We start from the raw sequence: 13,948 nt of genomic DNA, 5'->3' as shown, positions 1-13,948 counted from the left end.
TCAATTCATGAGGGGGGGAATGATCTGGACTGGCCAAGTCACGGCATGACAGGCCCGGCGCAACACGCCGGGGCTGTCCAGCTTTACGCCGTCTTACGGAAGACAAACACCAGACCAACAATGATCAGCAACATGCCGAGCAGGCTCAGCAGTGCCAGGCGGTTGCCGAAGAACAGATAGTCCATCACCGCGGTCACCGCCGGCACCAGGTAAAACAGACTGGTGACGTTCACCAGATTGCCCCGGGCGATCAAGCGGTAGAGCAACAACGTCGCCAATACCGAGACCACCAGGCCCATCCACAGCACCGGCACGATAAAACCGCTGCCGTGCTCGAAGTGGAACGGCTGGAACGGCACGAATATCCCGCACAACAGCAGCCCGGCGAGGTACTGCACCGGCAACGTGCCGAGGGGATTGTCGGTGATGCGTTTTTGCATGATCGAGCCGAACGTCATGCTCACCAGAGCCAATAACCCGAAGAGCATCCCGGCCAGCGACATGCCGGCCAGGCCGATGCCCTGGTAGACCACCATGATCAACCCGGCCAGACCGAGCGACAGGCCGAACATCCGGCTAGCCGATCGCTGACGCTCCATGATCACCACGGTGAGAATGGGTTGCACGCCCATGATGGTCGCCATCACGCCCGGGGTGACTTTCAGGTCCAGGGCCAGCAGATAGAAAATCTGATAAGCCCCCAGCAACACCACCCCGGTGGCCATGGCATACAGCATCGGTTTGCCGCCCTTGGGCAGCTTCAGCTTGAGCAAGGGCACCAGCAGGATCAAGCCGCACAAGGCAATGACAAAGCGGATGAACAGAAAGGCAAAGGGCGACGCGTGAGCCAGCCCCCATTTGGAGAAGATCGCCCCACTGCTCCACAGCAGGACAAACAGACTCGTGGAAGCCGCCGCGAGCGCGGACTTTTTCGAAAGGACAAACATGAATACCACCTGTAGTCAGGCAAGAAGCCAACTCAGCCGTAGCTGAAATTCAGTCGTGTTTTTTTCAGGCAGGCACCGGGGAGCAGCAGAAAACGCTGATCAGCCCGAAACGCCAACACCTGGCGGCGAGACCACCGCGCACACTGGCGTGCGACTGACAGGAGGAGGGTAATGACTGATCTGCCCCGGCTGCTGATTCCCGCACGGCACGACTCCAGCGTTGACCGCTGAATCGACTACCGCGTTGATGAGAGATGCAGGCATGGGCTGATCTTTTCTCGAGGGAGGAAAAAGTGAGTCCTGAAACTCACCGTGCGCCGACTATAACCAGCGTGAGACATGAATTGCAATAAGTTGCGTTAAAGGTCGACCCATCGATGTTGTCGCCCGAATCTCTTGGATTTCCCACCAGAACTGACGAAACAAGCGATCTCTGCGGGAGCCGGCTTACCAGCTCCCGCAGGTTTATTCAGCCAAACAACCAATAACCCAACAATGTCAGCACCACCACCGCCAACACCGGGCGCAGCACTCGGTAGGCCTTGGGGTTGCGACGCTTCCACTGCTTGATCCCACCGCTGAGTTTGTCACTGAAGTGCTTGCTCCAGGCATAGGCCTGGTTGATCCCGCCGACGCGCTCGTCGTCCAGGTTCTGCGGCGCGGTTGCACGCCCCAGCAGGCCGCTGACCCAGCGATTGATACGGGTCATCAGGCGGTTGCTCAGCGGTCGTTCGATGTCGCAGAACAGGATGACCCGTGTCTTCTCGGTTTCGTTCTTGACCCAGTGCACGTAGGTTTCATCGAACATCACGTCTTCACCGTCGCGCCAGGCGTACACCTGACCATCAACGAAAATGCGGCAATCGTCGGAGTTCGGCGTGGACAGGCCGAGGTGATAACGCAGGGAACCGGCGAACGGGTCGCGATGGGGATTGAGATGACTGCCGCCCGGCAGCAGCGCAAACATCGCGCCCTTGACGTTGGGAATGCGGCTGACCAGCTCCACGGTTTTCGGACACAGGAGCTCGGCCGACGGCAATGGTTTGTCGTACCACTTGAGGTAGAAACGCTTCCAGCCTTTCTTGAAAAACGAGCCGAAACCGGCGTCGTTGTTCTTCTCGGCGGCGCGAATGTAGCCCTCGTCGAACAGGTGCATCGCTTCGTCGCGAATGACTTCCCAATTGTCCTTGAGCACATCCAGTTCAGGGAACTTGCTGCGATCCAGGTAGGGTTTCGACGGTACGCCGGAGAACAGGTACATCAGGGCGTTGTAGGGGGCGAACAGCGCCGAATGATTGACGAACTGTCGCAGCACCGGCAACCGTGCCTTGCCACGCAAATGCACATAGAGGGTGCTGCCCAGAAAAAGCAGCAACAATGACGCTTTCGCGGCAAAGGAAAAGGTCATCAACAACTCCTTGGAAATAGACACTGTTGCACAACGCCATCCACCCGGCGCGGCAGTCGGCATGATAAACACTACCGACCTCAGTAAACACCCGCGGGATTCGACATTCAGTGTTGAGGATTGCGCAATAAATGCTTATTAACACAAGACTCTTGAACATTCGCTGACCTGAATCAGCCTCCCGCGGTGCAAGGGCACGCGTCCCTGCGGCAGCACTATCCGGCGCCCGGGTGTTACTGCTGAGTCTCCTGCTCGGTGAACAGATCGCTGAACAGCATGCTCGACAGGTAACGCTCCCCGGAGTCCGGCAGGATCACCACAATGGTCTTGCCCTGCATCTCCGGGGTTTCGGCCAGCCGGACCGCCACCGCCATCGCGGCCCCGCAGGAAATGCCGCACAAAATCCCCTCTTCCTGCATCAAGCGCAGGGCCATGGCCTTGGACTCCTCGTCGCTGACCAGCTCCACCCGGTCGACGATCGACAGGTCCAGGTTCTTCGGCACAAAACCGGCACCGATGCCCTGGATCTTGTGCGGGCTCGGCTTGATCTCTTCACCGGCCATAGCCTGGCTGATCACCGGCGATACCGCGGGTTCCACCGCGACCGAAATGATCGGTTTGCCCTGGGTATTCTTGATATACCGCGAAACGCCGGTAATGGTTCCGCCGGTTCCGACGCCTGCCACCAACACATCGACAGCGCCGTCGGTATCGTTCCAGATTTCCGGGCCGGTGGTTTTTTCGTGGATGGCCGGGTTGGCCGGGTTTTCAAATTGCGCCGGCATGAAATATTTCGACGGATCGCTGGCCACAATTTCGCCAGCCTTTTCGATTGCGCCTTTCATGCCCTTGGCTGGTTCAGTCAGTACCAGTTCGGCCCCCAGGGCCTTGAGCACCTTGCGTCGCTCGATACTCATGGACGCCGGCATGGTCAGCATCAATTTATAGCCACGTGCGGCGGCGACGAAGGCCAGGCCGATGCCTGTGTTACCGGAGGTCGGTTCGACAATGGTCATGCCAGGCTTGAGTTTGCCGGTGCTTTCGGCGTCCCAGATCATGTTCGCGCCGATGCGGCACTTGACCGAATAACCGGGGTTGCGCCCTTCGATCTTGGCCAGGATGGTCACACCGCGCGGGGCGATACGGTTGATCTGTACCAACGGCGTATTGCCGATGGAATGGGCGTTGTCAGCGAAAATGCGGCTCATGACTGGGTCCTTACTACAGCATTTGATAAGCGCACAAAGGTATGCCTGTTGGTCGTGGGCGTCCAGTCAGGCGAACGTCCGCGGGCCGGCGCAGTCAATCGCTATAGTTCGCCAGAGAATTGCCATCATGAAACGTCGATACAGCTGGCCCCTATGGACCTTCGCAGGCCTCGTCGTACTGTTGGTTGCCCTGCACATCGCCCTGCCCTACCTGGTGCGCAATTACCTTAACGACAAGTTGGCGGACATGGGCGAATACCGTGGGCAAGTCACTGACGTGGACCTGGCCTTATGGCGCGGCGCCTACAAAATCAACGGCCTGAAAATCGTCAAAGTCGACGGCAAGGTGCCAGTACCGTTCGTCAATGCGCCGCTGATCGACCTCTCGGTCAGTTGGCATTCGCTGTGGTACGACCATGCGGTGGTGGCACAGGTGCAGTTCATCAACCCCGAGGTGAACTTCGTCGATGGCGGTGCCAACAAGCAGAACTCCCAGACGGGCCGGGGCACCGACTGGCGCGCCCAACTGGGCAAATTGCTGCCGATCACGCTGAATGAAGTGCGAATCGATGACGGCAAGATCAGCTTCCGCAACTTCAATTCCAAACCCCCGGTGAACATGAACGCCACCAAGGTCAACGCCAGCATCTACAACCTGACCAACGTGGTGGATACCGAAGGCAAACGCGACGCCCGCTTCGAAGGGAAAGCCCTGTTGCTGGGGCATGCGCCACTGGAAACCACCGCGACCTTCGACCCGTTGAGCAATTTCGAAGACTTCGAGTTTCGCCTGCGGGCCAAGGACATCGAACTCAAGCGCATGAACGACTTCGCTTCGGCCTACGGCAAGTTCGATTTCAATGGCGGCCATGGCGACGTGGTCATTGAAGCACAGGCCAAAAAGGCCAAATTGACGGGCTATATCAAACCGCTGCTCAGGGATGTCGACGTGTTCAACTGGCAGCAGGATGTGGAAAACAAGGACAAAGGGATTTTCCGCTCCATCTGGGAGGCCATCGTCGGAGGCTCCGAGACCGTGCTGAAAAACCAGGGCAAGAACCAGTTTGCCACCCGGGTTGAACTCAGTGGCAACGTACATCAACAAGATGTCAGCGCGTTCCAGGCGTTTTTGCAGATTTTACGTAATGGATTCATTCAGGCATTCAATGCCCGCTACGAACGACCGAAGCCGGATGCCGGTTAATATCCAGATGGACATGCCCGGTAACCGCCGCGACCCAGTCAGGATGTGACGCTCCATTCAGAGACTGAATAAGCCGTCTGCGTTCACAGTCGACCGGGCACCGCGTTATAGTCGGGGTTGACCCATTTTATTGCGCCCCGCCCTGCCTCGTTCAGGTCGGCGTTACCGTTCGAGGATTAGCAGATGAAGTTCGAAGGCACCCAGGCCTACGTCGCCACCGATGACCTGAAGCTGGCGGTCAATGCCGCCATCACCCTGGAGCGGCCGTTGCTGGTCAAGGGCGAACCGGGCACCGGCAAGACCATGCTCGCCGAGCAACTGGCCGAATCCTTTGGCGCCAAGCTGATCACCTGGCACATCAAGTCCACCACCAAGGCCCATCAAGGCCTGTACGAGTACGACGCGGTCAGCCGCCTGCGTGATTCGCAACTGGGCAACGAAAAAGTCCACGACGTACGCAACTACCTGAAAAAGGGCAAGCTCTGGGAAGCCTTCGAATCCGAAGAGCGGGTGATCCTGCTGATCGACGAAATCGACAAGGCCGACATCGAGTTCCCTAACGACCTGCTGCAAGAACTCGACAAGATGGAGTTCTACGTTTACGAGATCGACGAGACGATCAAGGCCAAGAAACGCCCGATCATCATCATTACCTCCAACAACGAAAAAGAACTGCCGGACGCCTTCCTGCGCCGCTGCTTCTTCCACTACATCGCGTTCCCCGACCGCGTCACACTGCAGAAAATCGTCGACGTGCACTACCCGGACATCAAGAAAGACCTGGTCAGCGAAGCCCTCGACGTGTTCTTCGACGTGCGCAAGGTACCGGGCCTGAAGAAGAAGCCATCGACCTCCGAACTGGTGGACTGGCTGAAACTGCTGATGGCCGACAATATCGGTGAAGCCGTGCTGCGCGAACGCGATCCGACCAAGGCCATCCCGCCGCTGGCCGGCGCCTTGGTGAAAAACGAACAGGACGTGCAACTGCTTGAGCGCCTGGCGTTCATGAGCCGTCGCGGCAGTCGTTGATCATCTGGGGCAAATGCCATGCTGCTCAATCTGTTCAATGAAATGCGCGCAGCCAAGGTCCCGGTCTCGGTGCGCGAGCTGCTGGACCTGATCAACGCGCTGAAACAGCGCGTGACCTTCGCCGACATGGACGAGTTCTATTACTTGTCCCGGGCGATCCTGGTAAAGGACGAAAAGCATTTCGACAAGTTCGACCGGGCCTTCGGGGCGTACTTCAACGGCCTGGAAAAACTCGACGACCATTTGCAGGCCCTGATCCCCGAAGACTGGCTGCGCAAGGAATTCGAACGTTCCCTGACCGATGAAGAGCGGGCGGCGATTCAGTCCCTCGGCGGTCTGGACAAGCTGATCGAAGAGTTCAAGAAGCGCCTGGAAGAGCAAAAGGAACGCCATGCCGGCGGCAACAAGTGGATCGGCACTGGCGGCACCAGCCCGTTCGGCTCCGGCGGGTTCAACCCGGAGGGCATTCGGGTCGGCGATGCCGGCAAGCGCCAAGGCAAGGCGGTCAAGGTCTGGGACCAGCGCGAATACAAGAACCTCGACGATTCGGTCGAACTGGGCACGCGCAATATCAAGGTGGCCCTGCGCCGCCTGCGCAAGTTTGCCCGCCAGGGGGCAGCCGAAGAACTGGACATCGACGGCACCATCGATCACACCGCCAAGGACGCCGGCCTGCTGAACATCCAGATGCGTCCCGAGCGACGCAACACGGTGAAGTTGTTGCTGCTGTTCGACATCGGCGGTTCGATGGACGCCCATGTGAAGATCTGCGAAGAACTGTTCTCGGCCTGCAAGACCGAGTTCAAGCATCTGGAGTATTACTATTTCCACAACTTCATTTATGAATCGGTGTGGAAGAACAACATGCGCCGCACTTCCGAGCGTACATCGACCCAGGACGTGCTGCACAAGTACGGTGCCGACTACAAAGTGATCTTCATCGGTGACGCCGCCATGGCGCCCTACGAAATCACCCAGCCCGGCGGCAGCGTCGAGCACTGGAACGAAGAAGCCGGCTACGTGTGGATGCAGCGGTTCAAGGAGAAGTACAAGAAGCTCATCTGGATCAACCCGTATCCGAAAGACACCTGGGGCTACACCTCCTCGACCAACATTGTGCGGGACTTGATCGAGGACCAGATGTATCCACTGACCCTTCGCGGGTTGGAGGAAGGGATGCGGTTTCTGTCCAAGTAATCCTACTGCCCTGTAGGAGCTGGCTTGCCAGCTCCTACCTGGGTCAACTGAACCGGCGCAGGTAATCGATGTGCTCACGGTGCGCCACGTCCTGCACCACCGGCCGCAACCGCACCTGCGCACCCGGCAGGCACTGCGCCAGCTGCGCCAGCGCCAATGGCGTCAACGCCCCCAATCGTGGATAGCCGCCAATGGTCTGCCGATCATTGAGCAGCACGATCGGCTGCCCGTCCGGTGGCACCTGAACGGCGCCCAGCGGGATGCCTTCGGAAATCATCGGCTTGCCCTGGTACTGCAACGCCGTGCCCAGCAGGCGAATGCCCATCCGGTCGGCGCGACTGTCCAGGCGCCATGGGTTGTTGAACGCGTCGAACAGGCTCTGGCCGCTGAACTCACCGACTTGCGCCCCCAACACCAGATCCAGCGGCGCCTCCAGCTGCAGATCCGGTCGCAGGTCCGCCGGCAACTGCCGCAGCAGCATCACCGAGTTGCCCGAATAACCGAGCGAGTCATCCTTGCCCAACGGGCGGCCCATGCCATCCAGGCCACCGAGTGCTTCGCGCACCACCGTCGCGCTGCTCCCCAACACCTTCGGCGCATCAAACCCGCCCGGCGCGGCCAGATAGGCCCGGGCACCGAGCAACGGCTGGGTGAATTGCAGTCGTTGGCCTTTGTGCAGCCTGAAGCTGCGCCACGGCGCCAGCGCCTCACCGTCCACCTGCGCGCCAAGATCGGCCCCGGCCAGCGCCAGCACGCAATCATCCTCGGCCACCACGGTGAACCCGCCGAGGGTGATTTCGATCACCGGTGCATCCAGCCGGTTGCCCAGCAGCCAGTTGGCCCAGGACAGCGAACGCCAATCCAGCCCACCGCCCTGGGTCACGCCCAGGTGCCGCACGCCAAAGCGCCCGGCGTCCTGCAACAGGCACAGCGGCGTACTGGCTTCAATCGTCAGACGGCTCATGCCTGGCCCTCCAATGGCGTGTCATCACCGCCCAGGTTAATGAACTCGGCGTGATCCACCGCTTCGAAACGCACGGTATCGCCCGGCTGCATCAGGCTGTAGCCGTCGCGGTGACGATCGAACAACTTGGCCGGCGTGCGACCGATCAGGTTCCAGCCCCCCGGCGACACCACCGGGTAGGCGGCGGTCTGCCGTTCAGCGATGCCGACACTGCCAGCGGCAACTTTCTTGCGCGGGGTGTCCAGGCGCGGCGCAGCCAGCACCTCTTCCACCAGCCCCATGAAAGCGAAGCCCGGCGCGAAACCCAGGGCAAACACCTGATACTCACGCTGGCTGTGCCGACGGATCACCTGCGCCACCGTCAACCCGCTGCGCTGTGACAACAGGCTCAGCTCCGGGCCGACGCTCAAGTCGTACCAGACTGGCAGCACATGGCAGGAGCCACGGGTACGGGCGTTGGGCGACAGATCGATCAAGGCTTCGGCAATCACCTCCCGTGCCTGGGCCGGACTCATCGCGACAAGGTCGTAATGCACCATCAGCGTGGTGTAGGACGGCACCAGATCGATCAGATGTTCACCGAAAGCGCTGCGCAGATTTTCGCTGGCGGCGAGCATCCACGGCATGTTGGCTTCGGCGATTTCATCGAACAGACGCACCATCAGACAATCCAGCGCGACCACTTCCACCCGCAGTTTCATGACGCGCTCTGCTGATTCAAGGCCTCGCGGATGCGCCGCACGGCGGCCACCGAACTGGCGTTGTCGCCGTGTACGCACAGGGTGTTGGCCTGCAAGTGCAAGGCGCTGCCGTCGCTGGCGGTGAGGTGGTCGCCACGGGCAATGATCAGCGCCTGCTCGATGATTCTCTCCGGATCATGGTGCACGGCGCCCGGCAGTTGCCGTGATACCAGCATCCCGGCGCTGTCGTAGGCGCGATCGGCAAAGGCTTCGAACCACAGGGTCACGCCATATTCATCGCCCATCTGCTGCGCGGCGCTGTTGTCGCGGGTGGCCATCAACATCAACGGCAAGCTGCGGTCATAACTGGCCACGGCCTGCAACACCGCACGCAATTGCGCCGGGTTGGCCATCATGTCGTTGTACATCGCGCCGTGGGGTTTGACGTAACTGACCCGACCGCCCTGGGCCCGGCAAATGCCATCGAGGGCGCCGATCTGGTAATGCAGAATGTCCTGGAGCTCCTGGGCGGCGTAAGCCATGGAGCGGCGACCGAAGCCCACCAGGTCCTGATAGGCGGGATGGGCGCCAATCTGTACGCCGTGGCTGAGGGCCAGGCTGACGGTCTTGCGCATGATGCTCGGGTCGCCGGCGTGGAAGCCGCAGGCGATGTTGGCGCAATCGATAAACGGCATGACCTCGGCGTCGAGCCCCATGGTCCAGTTGCCGAAACTCTCGCCGATGTCGCAGTTCAATAGCAGGCGGCTCACGGTGAACACTCCTGTAGGCATTTTTCTTTTTAGCTGCGGGACGTATCTGTAAGACAGGCCCGCAGATTATCAGTTACTGAGCGTCGAGTTGCTTGCCACGGGTTTCTGGCAAACTCAGGGCCGCGAGGATCACCACACCGTAGGAAACCGCCGCAAAGGCACCGATTCCCACACTCAGCGGTACTTTCTGGCTGAGCAAACCGATCAGCAGCGGGAACAACGCCGCCAGCGCCCGGCCGATGTTGTAGCAAAAGCCCTGGCCTGAACCGCGAATCCGCGTCGGAAACAACTCGGTCAGGAACGCGCCCATGCCGCTGAAGATGCCTGAGGCGAAGAAACCCAGCGGAAAGCCCAGCCAGAGCATCACACCGTTGCTGACCGGCAGTTGGGTGTAGAGCAGAACAATGGTGAACGAGCCGACCGCGAACAGGATGAAGTTCTTTTTGCGGCGAAGGATGTCGGTCAAGTAGGCACTGATGACGTACCCCACGTAGGACCCGACGATCACCATCGCCAGATAACCGCTCGTATTGAGCACGCTCAAACCGCGTTCGTTCTTCAAGAAGGTCGGCAACCAGGACGTGATCGCGTAGTAGCCACCCAACGCGCCGGTGGTCAACAGTGAAGCGCGAAACGTGGTGAAGAGCATGCCGGGCGCGAAGATCTCGTAGAACTTCGACGGGTTGCTCGGCTCCTGCCTGGCTTTGGCCTCGCGGTAGATTTCCGGGTCCTTGACCAGGCGACGGACGAAGATCACGAAAATCGCCGGCACGATGCCGAGAATGAACAGTGCGCGCCAGGCATCTTCTGCTGGCAACACCGAGAACAACAGCGCATAGAGAATGGCCGTCAGCCCCCAACCCAGTGCCCAGCCGGATTGCACCATGCCAACGGCCTTGCCGCGATCCTGGGCGCGGATCACTTCACCCATCAGGACCGCGCCAGCCGTCCACTCGCCACCGAAACCGAAGCCCATCAGGGTGCGGGCGATCAACAGCTGTTCGTAGTTCTGGGCAAAACCGCAGAGGAAGGTGAAGAAGGCAAACCACAACACCGTCAGTTGCAGGGTACGCACGCGGCCGATGCGGTCGGAGAGAATGCCGGCCACCCAACCGCCGATGGCCGAAGCGATCAGCGTGCTGGTGTGAATCAGCCCGGCCTGCCCGGTGGTGATGCCCCACATGGCAATCAGGGTCGGCACGACGAAGCTGAGCATCTGGGTGTCCATGCCGTCCAGGCCATAGCCGATCTTGCAGCTCCAGAAGGTGCGACGTTCCTGCTGATTGATGTTGCGATACCAATCGAAAGGTCCCGGACGAGCCGCGGCTTTCGGGATGAAGGGGGTGTCGGGCGCACTCATGGCAAATCTCCGCGCTGATTTTATTGGTATTGTTCTGAGCCCCGACGACGCCTATCGTGGGAACCGGATGCATCGATTTTTGGGCCGCTTGCCCTGCTGCGTCCAACTAATAAAAACCCGCCCTAGACATAAGAAATCTTTATCCCCCGAGCCGCCCCCATGAACCTGAAGTTTCTCGAGACCTTCGTCTGGGTCGCCCGACTCAAGAGCTTTCGCCTGACCGCCGACAAACTCTTCACCACCCAGGCGTCGATCTCCAGCCGCATCGCCGTGCTCGAAAGTGAGCTTGGCGTGAAGCTGTTTCTGCGCGATTCCCGTGGTGTCAGCCTGACGCCCGAAGGCTTGAAGGTGCTCGATTATGCCGAGCAGATGATGGACACCATGCAGGCGCTGCGGCAGTCGATCGAGAACCGTTCGAGCAAGGCCGGACGCGTGCGCATCGGTGTGATGGACACGGTCATCCACACCTGGCTCAGCCCGTTGGTGGCGCAGATGACCGATCACTATCCCCTGGTGGAAATCGAGCTGGTGGCCGATACCTCGCTGAACCTCTGCGATCAGCTGCAAACAGGTTTTCTCGACTTGATCCTGCAAACCGATCTGTTACGCCAGGAAAGCGTCCGCAGCCTGGAATTGGCCAGCCATCCCATGGGCTGGATCGTCGCCAGCAATTCCCTCTACAACCGTGAGTATTCAGGCGTCGCCGATCTGGCGAATGAACGGATCATCACCTACTCGAAAAACTCCCATCCGCACCAGGAAGTGCTCGCGCTGATGCAGGCCAATGGCGTCACGGCGCCGCGGCTCAATTGCGTGAACTCGGTATCGGCGATCACCCGATTGTTGCGCGATGGCTTCGGGATTGGTGCGTTGCCGCCAGTGCTGGTGGCCGAGGAGCTGGCGCGTGGGGAACTGACCTTGCTGGCCATCGAGCAACGTCCACCGAATCTGCAGGTGGTGGTGTCGTGGCGGGTGGGCGCGGAGTGGGTCGAGGAGATTGTGGCGTTATGTCAGCAGGTGCTGGAGGGGTATGCGCGCAGGGTGGGAGAAAGCTACATCGTACTGGCGGACTAGCGAACCGTGTGGCGAGGGAGCAAGCGCCCTCGCCACACGGGCCTTGTTCACAAGCCCCGCAGATCCCGCTCTTCGATCGGCCGGCTCTGGCGCAAGCGCTTGCCGCCCAGCACCACCCAGTCTATCAGTCGGAACAGGCACTCCAGGCCGAACGACAGCAACATCGCGCCGCTCATGCCCCAGATCATCGCTTCCGGCGTCAACAGGATCTGGTAGCTGTAGCCATTCCAGGTTTCCTTGCGAATGTCGGGATCGGCGGCCAGCACCACTTGCAGGAAACGGATGTACCAAGGCCCCTGCATCGCCTGGAACTGCTTGTCCAGCGCCAGTTGGCGGGTCAGCAGGTTGCTCAGGCTGTCGGCGTCACTGCGGAAAATCGGGTCTTCGCTGGCACGATAATGGGCCACCAGGGCCTGCATATCCCCTTTGAAGAACTGATTGGCCGTCCCCTGAAATCCGCTCAGGCTGGCCTGCGCTTCGATCAGATGGGCCTCGACCCGTTTGGCGTAATCATTGATGAACCCCGGCACCTGGACACCGATCAACAGGCCCGCCGCGAACAACACCAGCCGTAGGTAACTGAGCAACATGGGGAAGAATCCTTATTCGGTCCTGCCCTGGCTGACGCATTCGCCGCGTCGCCACAGGCTCCATTGGCCCGGTTCGTAGCGGGTCCAGGTTTCGTTTTCGGTCAAGGGTTCGGTGGCGATCACCGTCACCACGTCGTTGGGGGTGGTTTCGGCCTGAAAGTCGACGATGACATCGACGTCCTTCAGGCGCGCCGGGCCGAACGGGGCTCGGCGGGTGATCTGCGCCAGCTTGGTGGAGCAATAGCAGAACAGCCAGTCGCCGTCGCTGAGCAGGCAGTTGAATACGCCTTTGCTGCGATATTCGGCACACGCGGCCACCAGGTCGGGCAGCAGTTCCTCGACCTCGACCGGCTCGGGGAATGCCGCACGCACGCGGTTGAGCAAATCGCAGAACGCCGCTTCGCTGTCGGTATCGCCCACCGGACGATAGAAACTGGCGCCGGGATTAAAGTCCGCCAGTTGACCGTTATGGGCGAAACACCAGTTACGGCCCCACAACTCGCGTACGAAAGGGTGGGTATTGGAGAGGCAGACCTTGCCGACGTTGGCCTGGCGGATATGCCCGATCACGACCTCGCTCTTGATCGGGTAGCGCTGAACCAGGTTCGCGACTTCCGACTCGCAGCTCGCCGCCGGGTCCTGGAACAAACGCAAGCCCCGGCCTTCATAGAAGGCGATGCCCCAGCCGTCGCGATGCGGACCGGTACGGCCGCCACGCTGCATCAACCCGGTGAAGCTGAACACAATATCGGTCGGCACATTGGCGCTCATGCCCAATAATTCACACATGCTCGGACTCTCGCTTCAAGCCAGGGGCGACGTTACAGACGGGGTTCGACCCGCATACGCTGGGGATTGCTCGGAACAGGGGGACGACCATAGCGATCGTCGCCAGCGCCGCCGAAGGCACGCTCCTCTTCCGGCTCCTCGGCAAGCGCGGCCGCTTTGGCGGCGGCGGCCCTTTCCTTGCGCGCATTGGAGGCGCGCTCGATCGGGAAGCGAATCGCCACGAACACCAAGTAAATGCCAAACGCGATCATGCCGTACATGAACAGATCGGAGATCGCCCGCCACGCGTTGTTGCCGACCTTGAACAACAGATCAAGGGCCGTAATGGCGATGGCCGGGGCGACCTTTTCCTTCACGGGGTCGATGATGGTGGGGGAAAACAGCAGCACCGCCACCAGCAACCGCAGCGGCTCACGCAGCCAACGCCACATCCAGCGGGTGATGCGCATCCACACCAACAGGCAGCCCAAAGCGGCAAAGGCGTAGAGGCCCCAAGCGATCAGATAGTCGTTCTCGGTCATGGTGTCCATGGCAAGGCAGGCAAAGAGGCGCTTATGATAACGGCTTTTCGTCCTTGAGGCTGCATCAATGGCAGCCGGTCGGGACACAGGACCTGTGGGAGCGAGCTTGCTCGCGATGAGGCCAGCACATCCAGCATCCATACTGACTGTCAGAACGCTATCGTCGGAACGCCGCCCGGAGCAAACTCGCTCCCACAGGTTCAAAAC

Annotated in this window: 14 protein-coding genes; 4 read left to right on the top strand and 10 right to left on the bottom strand. The window is 60.3% G+C overall.

Annotated elements, in window-relative coordinates:
- Window positions 1–83 precede the first annotated feature (83 nt).
- The 3 genes from BLV61_RS23480 to cysK form a co-directional block, all read right to left on the bottom strand.
- Window positions 84–947: a DMT family transporter gene (locus BLV61_RS23480; RefSeq protein WP_047526886.1), complete on the bottom strand. Its 864-nt coding sequence runs from the start codon at window positions 945–947 to the stop codon at window positions 84–86.
- Between the two features lie 469 nt (window positions 948–1,416).
- Window positions 1,417–2,355, bottom strand: coding sequence for an aspartyl/asparaginyl beta-hydroxylase domain-containing protein (locus tag BLV61_RS23475; protein WP_047526885.1), 939 nt, complete (start codon window positions 2,353–2,355; stop codon window positions 1,417–1,419).
- A gap of 233 nt (window positions 2,356–2,588) precedes the next feature.
- Entirely contained in the window at window positions 2,589–3,563 is a 975-nt protein-coding gene (cysK, locus tag BLV61_RS23470; RefSeq protein WP_047526884.1) for a cysteine synthase A, read from the bottom strand.
- 127 nt (window positions 3,564–3,690) lie between these two features.
- Here cysK and BLV61_RS23465 point away from each other — a divergent pair, with 127 nt between their 5' ends.
- The 3 genes from BLV61_RS23465 (at window position 3,691) to BLV61_RS23455 (ending at window position 6,993) form a co-directional block, all read left to right on the top strand.
- Window positions 3,691–4,767, top strand: a complete 1,077-nt coding sequence (locus tag BLV61_RS23465) for a DUF748 domain-containing protein (protein ID WP_047526882.1) — start codon at window positions 3,691–3,693, stop codon at window positions 4,765–4,767.
- A 183-nt stretch (window positions 4,768–4,950) separates the two neighbouring features.
- Window positions 4,951–5,796, top strand: a complete 846-nt coding sequence (locus BLV61_RS23460) for an AAA family ATPase (protein WP_047526880.1) — start codon at window positions 4,951–4,953, stop codon at window positions 5,794–5,796.
- Window positions 5,797–5,814: 18 nt separating this feature from the next.
- Window positions 5,815–6,993, top strand: a complete 1,179-nt coding sequence (locus BLV61_RS23455) for a vWA domain-containing protein (RefSeq protein WP_047526877.1) — start codon at window positions 5,815–5,817, stop codon at window positions 6,991–6,993.
- Between the two features lie 43 nt (window positions 6,994–7,036).
- Here the strand turns inward: BLV61_RS23455 and BLV61_RS23450 are convergent, their stop codons facing one another.
- From BLV61_RS23450 to BLV61_RS23435, 4 genes are all read right to left on the bottom strand, one after another.
- Complete coding sequence (locus BLV61_RS23450; protein WP_090467724.1) at window positions 7,037–7,957, bottom strand: 5-oxoprolinase subunit C family protein; 921 nt, start codon at window positions 7,955–7,957, stop codon at window positions 7,037–7,039.
- The gene (locus tag BLV61_RS23445) at window positions 7,954–8,658 is read right to left on the bottom strand and encodes a 5-oxoprolinase subunit B family protein (protein WP_090467721.1); all 705 of its coding nucleotides are present in this window, start codon (window positions 8,656–8,658) and stop codon (window positions 7,954–7,956) included. The genes BLV61_RS23450 and BLV61_RS23445 overlap by 4 nt, the downstream gene beginning before the upstream one ends.
- Window positions 8,655–9,407: a 5-oxoprolinase subunit PxpA gene (locus BLV61_RS23440; RefSeq protein ID WP_090467719.1), complete on the bottom strand. Its 753-nt coding sequence runs from the start codon at window positions 9,405–9,407 to the stop codon at window positions 8,655–8,657. Before BLV61_RS23440 ends, BLV61_RS23445 begins: the two co-directional genes overlap by 4 nt.
- A 73-nt stretch (window positions 9,408–9,480) precedes the next feature.
- Window positions 9,481–10,767, bottom strand: coding sequence for an MFS transporter (locus BLV61_RS23435; protein WP_090467717.1), 1,287 nt, complete (start codon window positions 10,765–10,767; stop codon window positions 9,481–9,483).
- Between the two features lie 159 nt (window positions 10,768–10,926).
- Between BLV61_RS23435 and BLV61_RS23430 the strand changes: the two genes are divergently transcribed.
- Window positions 10,927–11,841, top strand: a complete 915-nt coding sequence (locus BLV61_RS23430) for a LysR family transcriptional regulator (protein WP_090467714.1) — start codon at window positions 10,927–10,929, stop codon at window positions 11,839–11,841.
- A gap of 47 nt (window positions 11,842–11,888) precedes the next feature.
- Here BLV61_RS23430 and BLV61_RS23425 read toward each other — a convergent pair whose 3' ends face one another.
- Genes BLV61_RS23425 through BLV61_RS23415 form a run of 3 tightly spaced genes read right to left on the bottom strand, consistent with a single transcriptional unit; the run spans window position 11,889 to window position 13,750 of the window.
- Window positions 11,889–12,431: a DUF2937 family protein gene (locus tag BLV61_RS23425; RefSeq protein WP_047526869.1), complete on the bottom strand. Its 543-nt coding sequence runs from the start codon at window positions 12,429–12,431 to the stop codon at window positions 11,889–11,891.
- A 12-nt stretch (window positions 12,432–12,443) separates the two neighbouring features.
- The gene (locus BLV61_RS23420) at window positions 12,444–13,220 is read right to left on the bottom strand and encodes a class II glutamine amidotransferase (protein ID WP_047526868.1); all 777 of its coding nucleotides are present in this window, start codon (window positions 13,218–13,220) and stop codon (window positions 12,444–12,446) included.
- 32 nt (window positions 13,221–13,252) lie between these two features.
- A complete protein-coding gene (locus BLV61_RS23415; protein ID WP_047526866.1) occupies window positions 13,253–13,750 on the bottom strand; it encodes a hypothetical protein in 498 nt (165 codons plus the stop codon).
- Between the last annotated feature and the right edge of the window lie 198 nt (window positions 13,751–13,948).

Origin of the sequence: Pseudomonas mohnii, assembly GCF_900105115.1 — a bacterium.
In the GTDB taxonomy this organism is placed as follows: domain Bacteria; phylum Pseudomonadota; class Gammaproteobacteria; order Pseudomonadales; family Pseudomonadaceae; genus Aquipseudomonas; species Aquipseudomonas mohnii.
The sequence above is the reverse complement of the archived record's forward strand: the minus strand, read 5'-3'. Positions and strand labels throughout refer to the sequence as shown.

Coding starts and splice junctions, on each gene's coding strand:
- BLV61_RS23480 (WP_047526886.1), bottom strand. CDS start 947: ATGTTTGTCCTTTCGAAAAAGTCCGCGCTCGCGGCGGCTTCCACGAGT.
- BLV61_RS23475 (WP_047526885.1), bottom strand. CDS start 2,355: ATGACCTTTTCCTTTGCCGCGAAAGCGTCATTGTTGCTGCTTTTTCTG.
- cysK (WP_047526884.1), bottom strand. CDS start 3,563: ATGAGCCGCATTTTCGCTGACAACGCCCATTCCATCGGCAATACGCCG.
- BLV61_RS23465 (WP_047526882.1), top strand. CDS start 3,691: ATGAAACGTCGATACAGCTGGCCCCTATGGACCTTCGCAGGCCTCGTC.
- BLV61_RS23460 (WP_047526880.1), top strand. CDS start 4,951: ATGAAGTTCGAAGGCACCCAGGCCTACGTCGCCACCGATGACCTGAAG.
- BLV61_RS23455 (WP_047526877.1), top strand. CDS start 5,815: ATGCTGCTCAATCTGTTCAATGAAATGCGCGCAGCCAAGGTCCCGGTC.
- BLV61_RS23450 (WP_090467724.1), bottom strand. CDS start 7,957: ATGAGCCGTCTGACGATTGAAGCCAGTACGCCGCTGTGCCTGTTGCAG.
- BLV61_RS23445 (WP_090467721.1), bottom strand. CDS start 8,658: ATGAAACTGCGGGTGGAAGTGGTCGCGCTGGATTGTCTGATGGTGCGT.
- BLV61_RS23435 (WP_090467717.1), bottom strand. CDS start 10,767: ATGAGTGCGCCCGACACCCCCTTCATCCCGAAAGCCGCGGCTCGTCCG.
- BLV61_RS23430 (WP_090467714.1), top strand. CDS start 10,927: ATGAACCTGAAGTTTCTCGAGACCTTCGTCTGGGTCGCCCGACTCAAG.
- BLV61_RS23425 (WP_047526869.1), bottom strand. CDS start 12,431: ATGTTGCTCAGTTACCTACGGCTGGTGTTGTTCGCGGCGGGCCTGTTG.
- BLV61_RS23420 (WP_047526868.1), bottom strand. CDS start 13,220: ATGTGTGAATTATTGGGCATGAGCGCCAATGTGCCGACCGATATTGTG.
- BLV61_RS23415 (WP_047526866.1), bottom strand. CDS start 13,750: ATGGACACCATGACCGAGAACGACTATCTGATCGCTTGGGGCCTCTAC.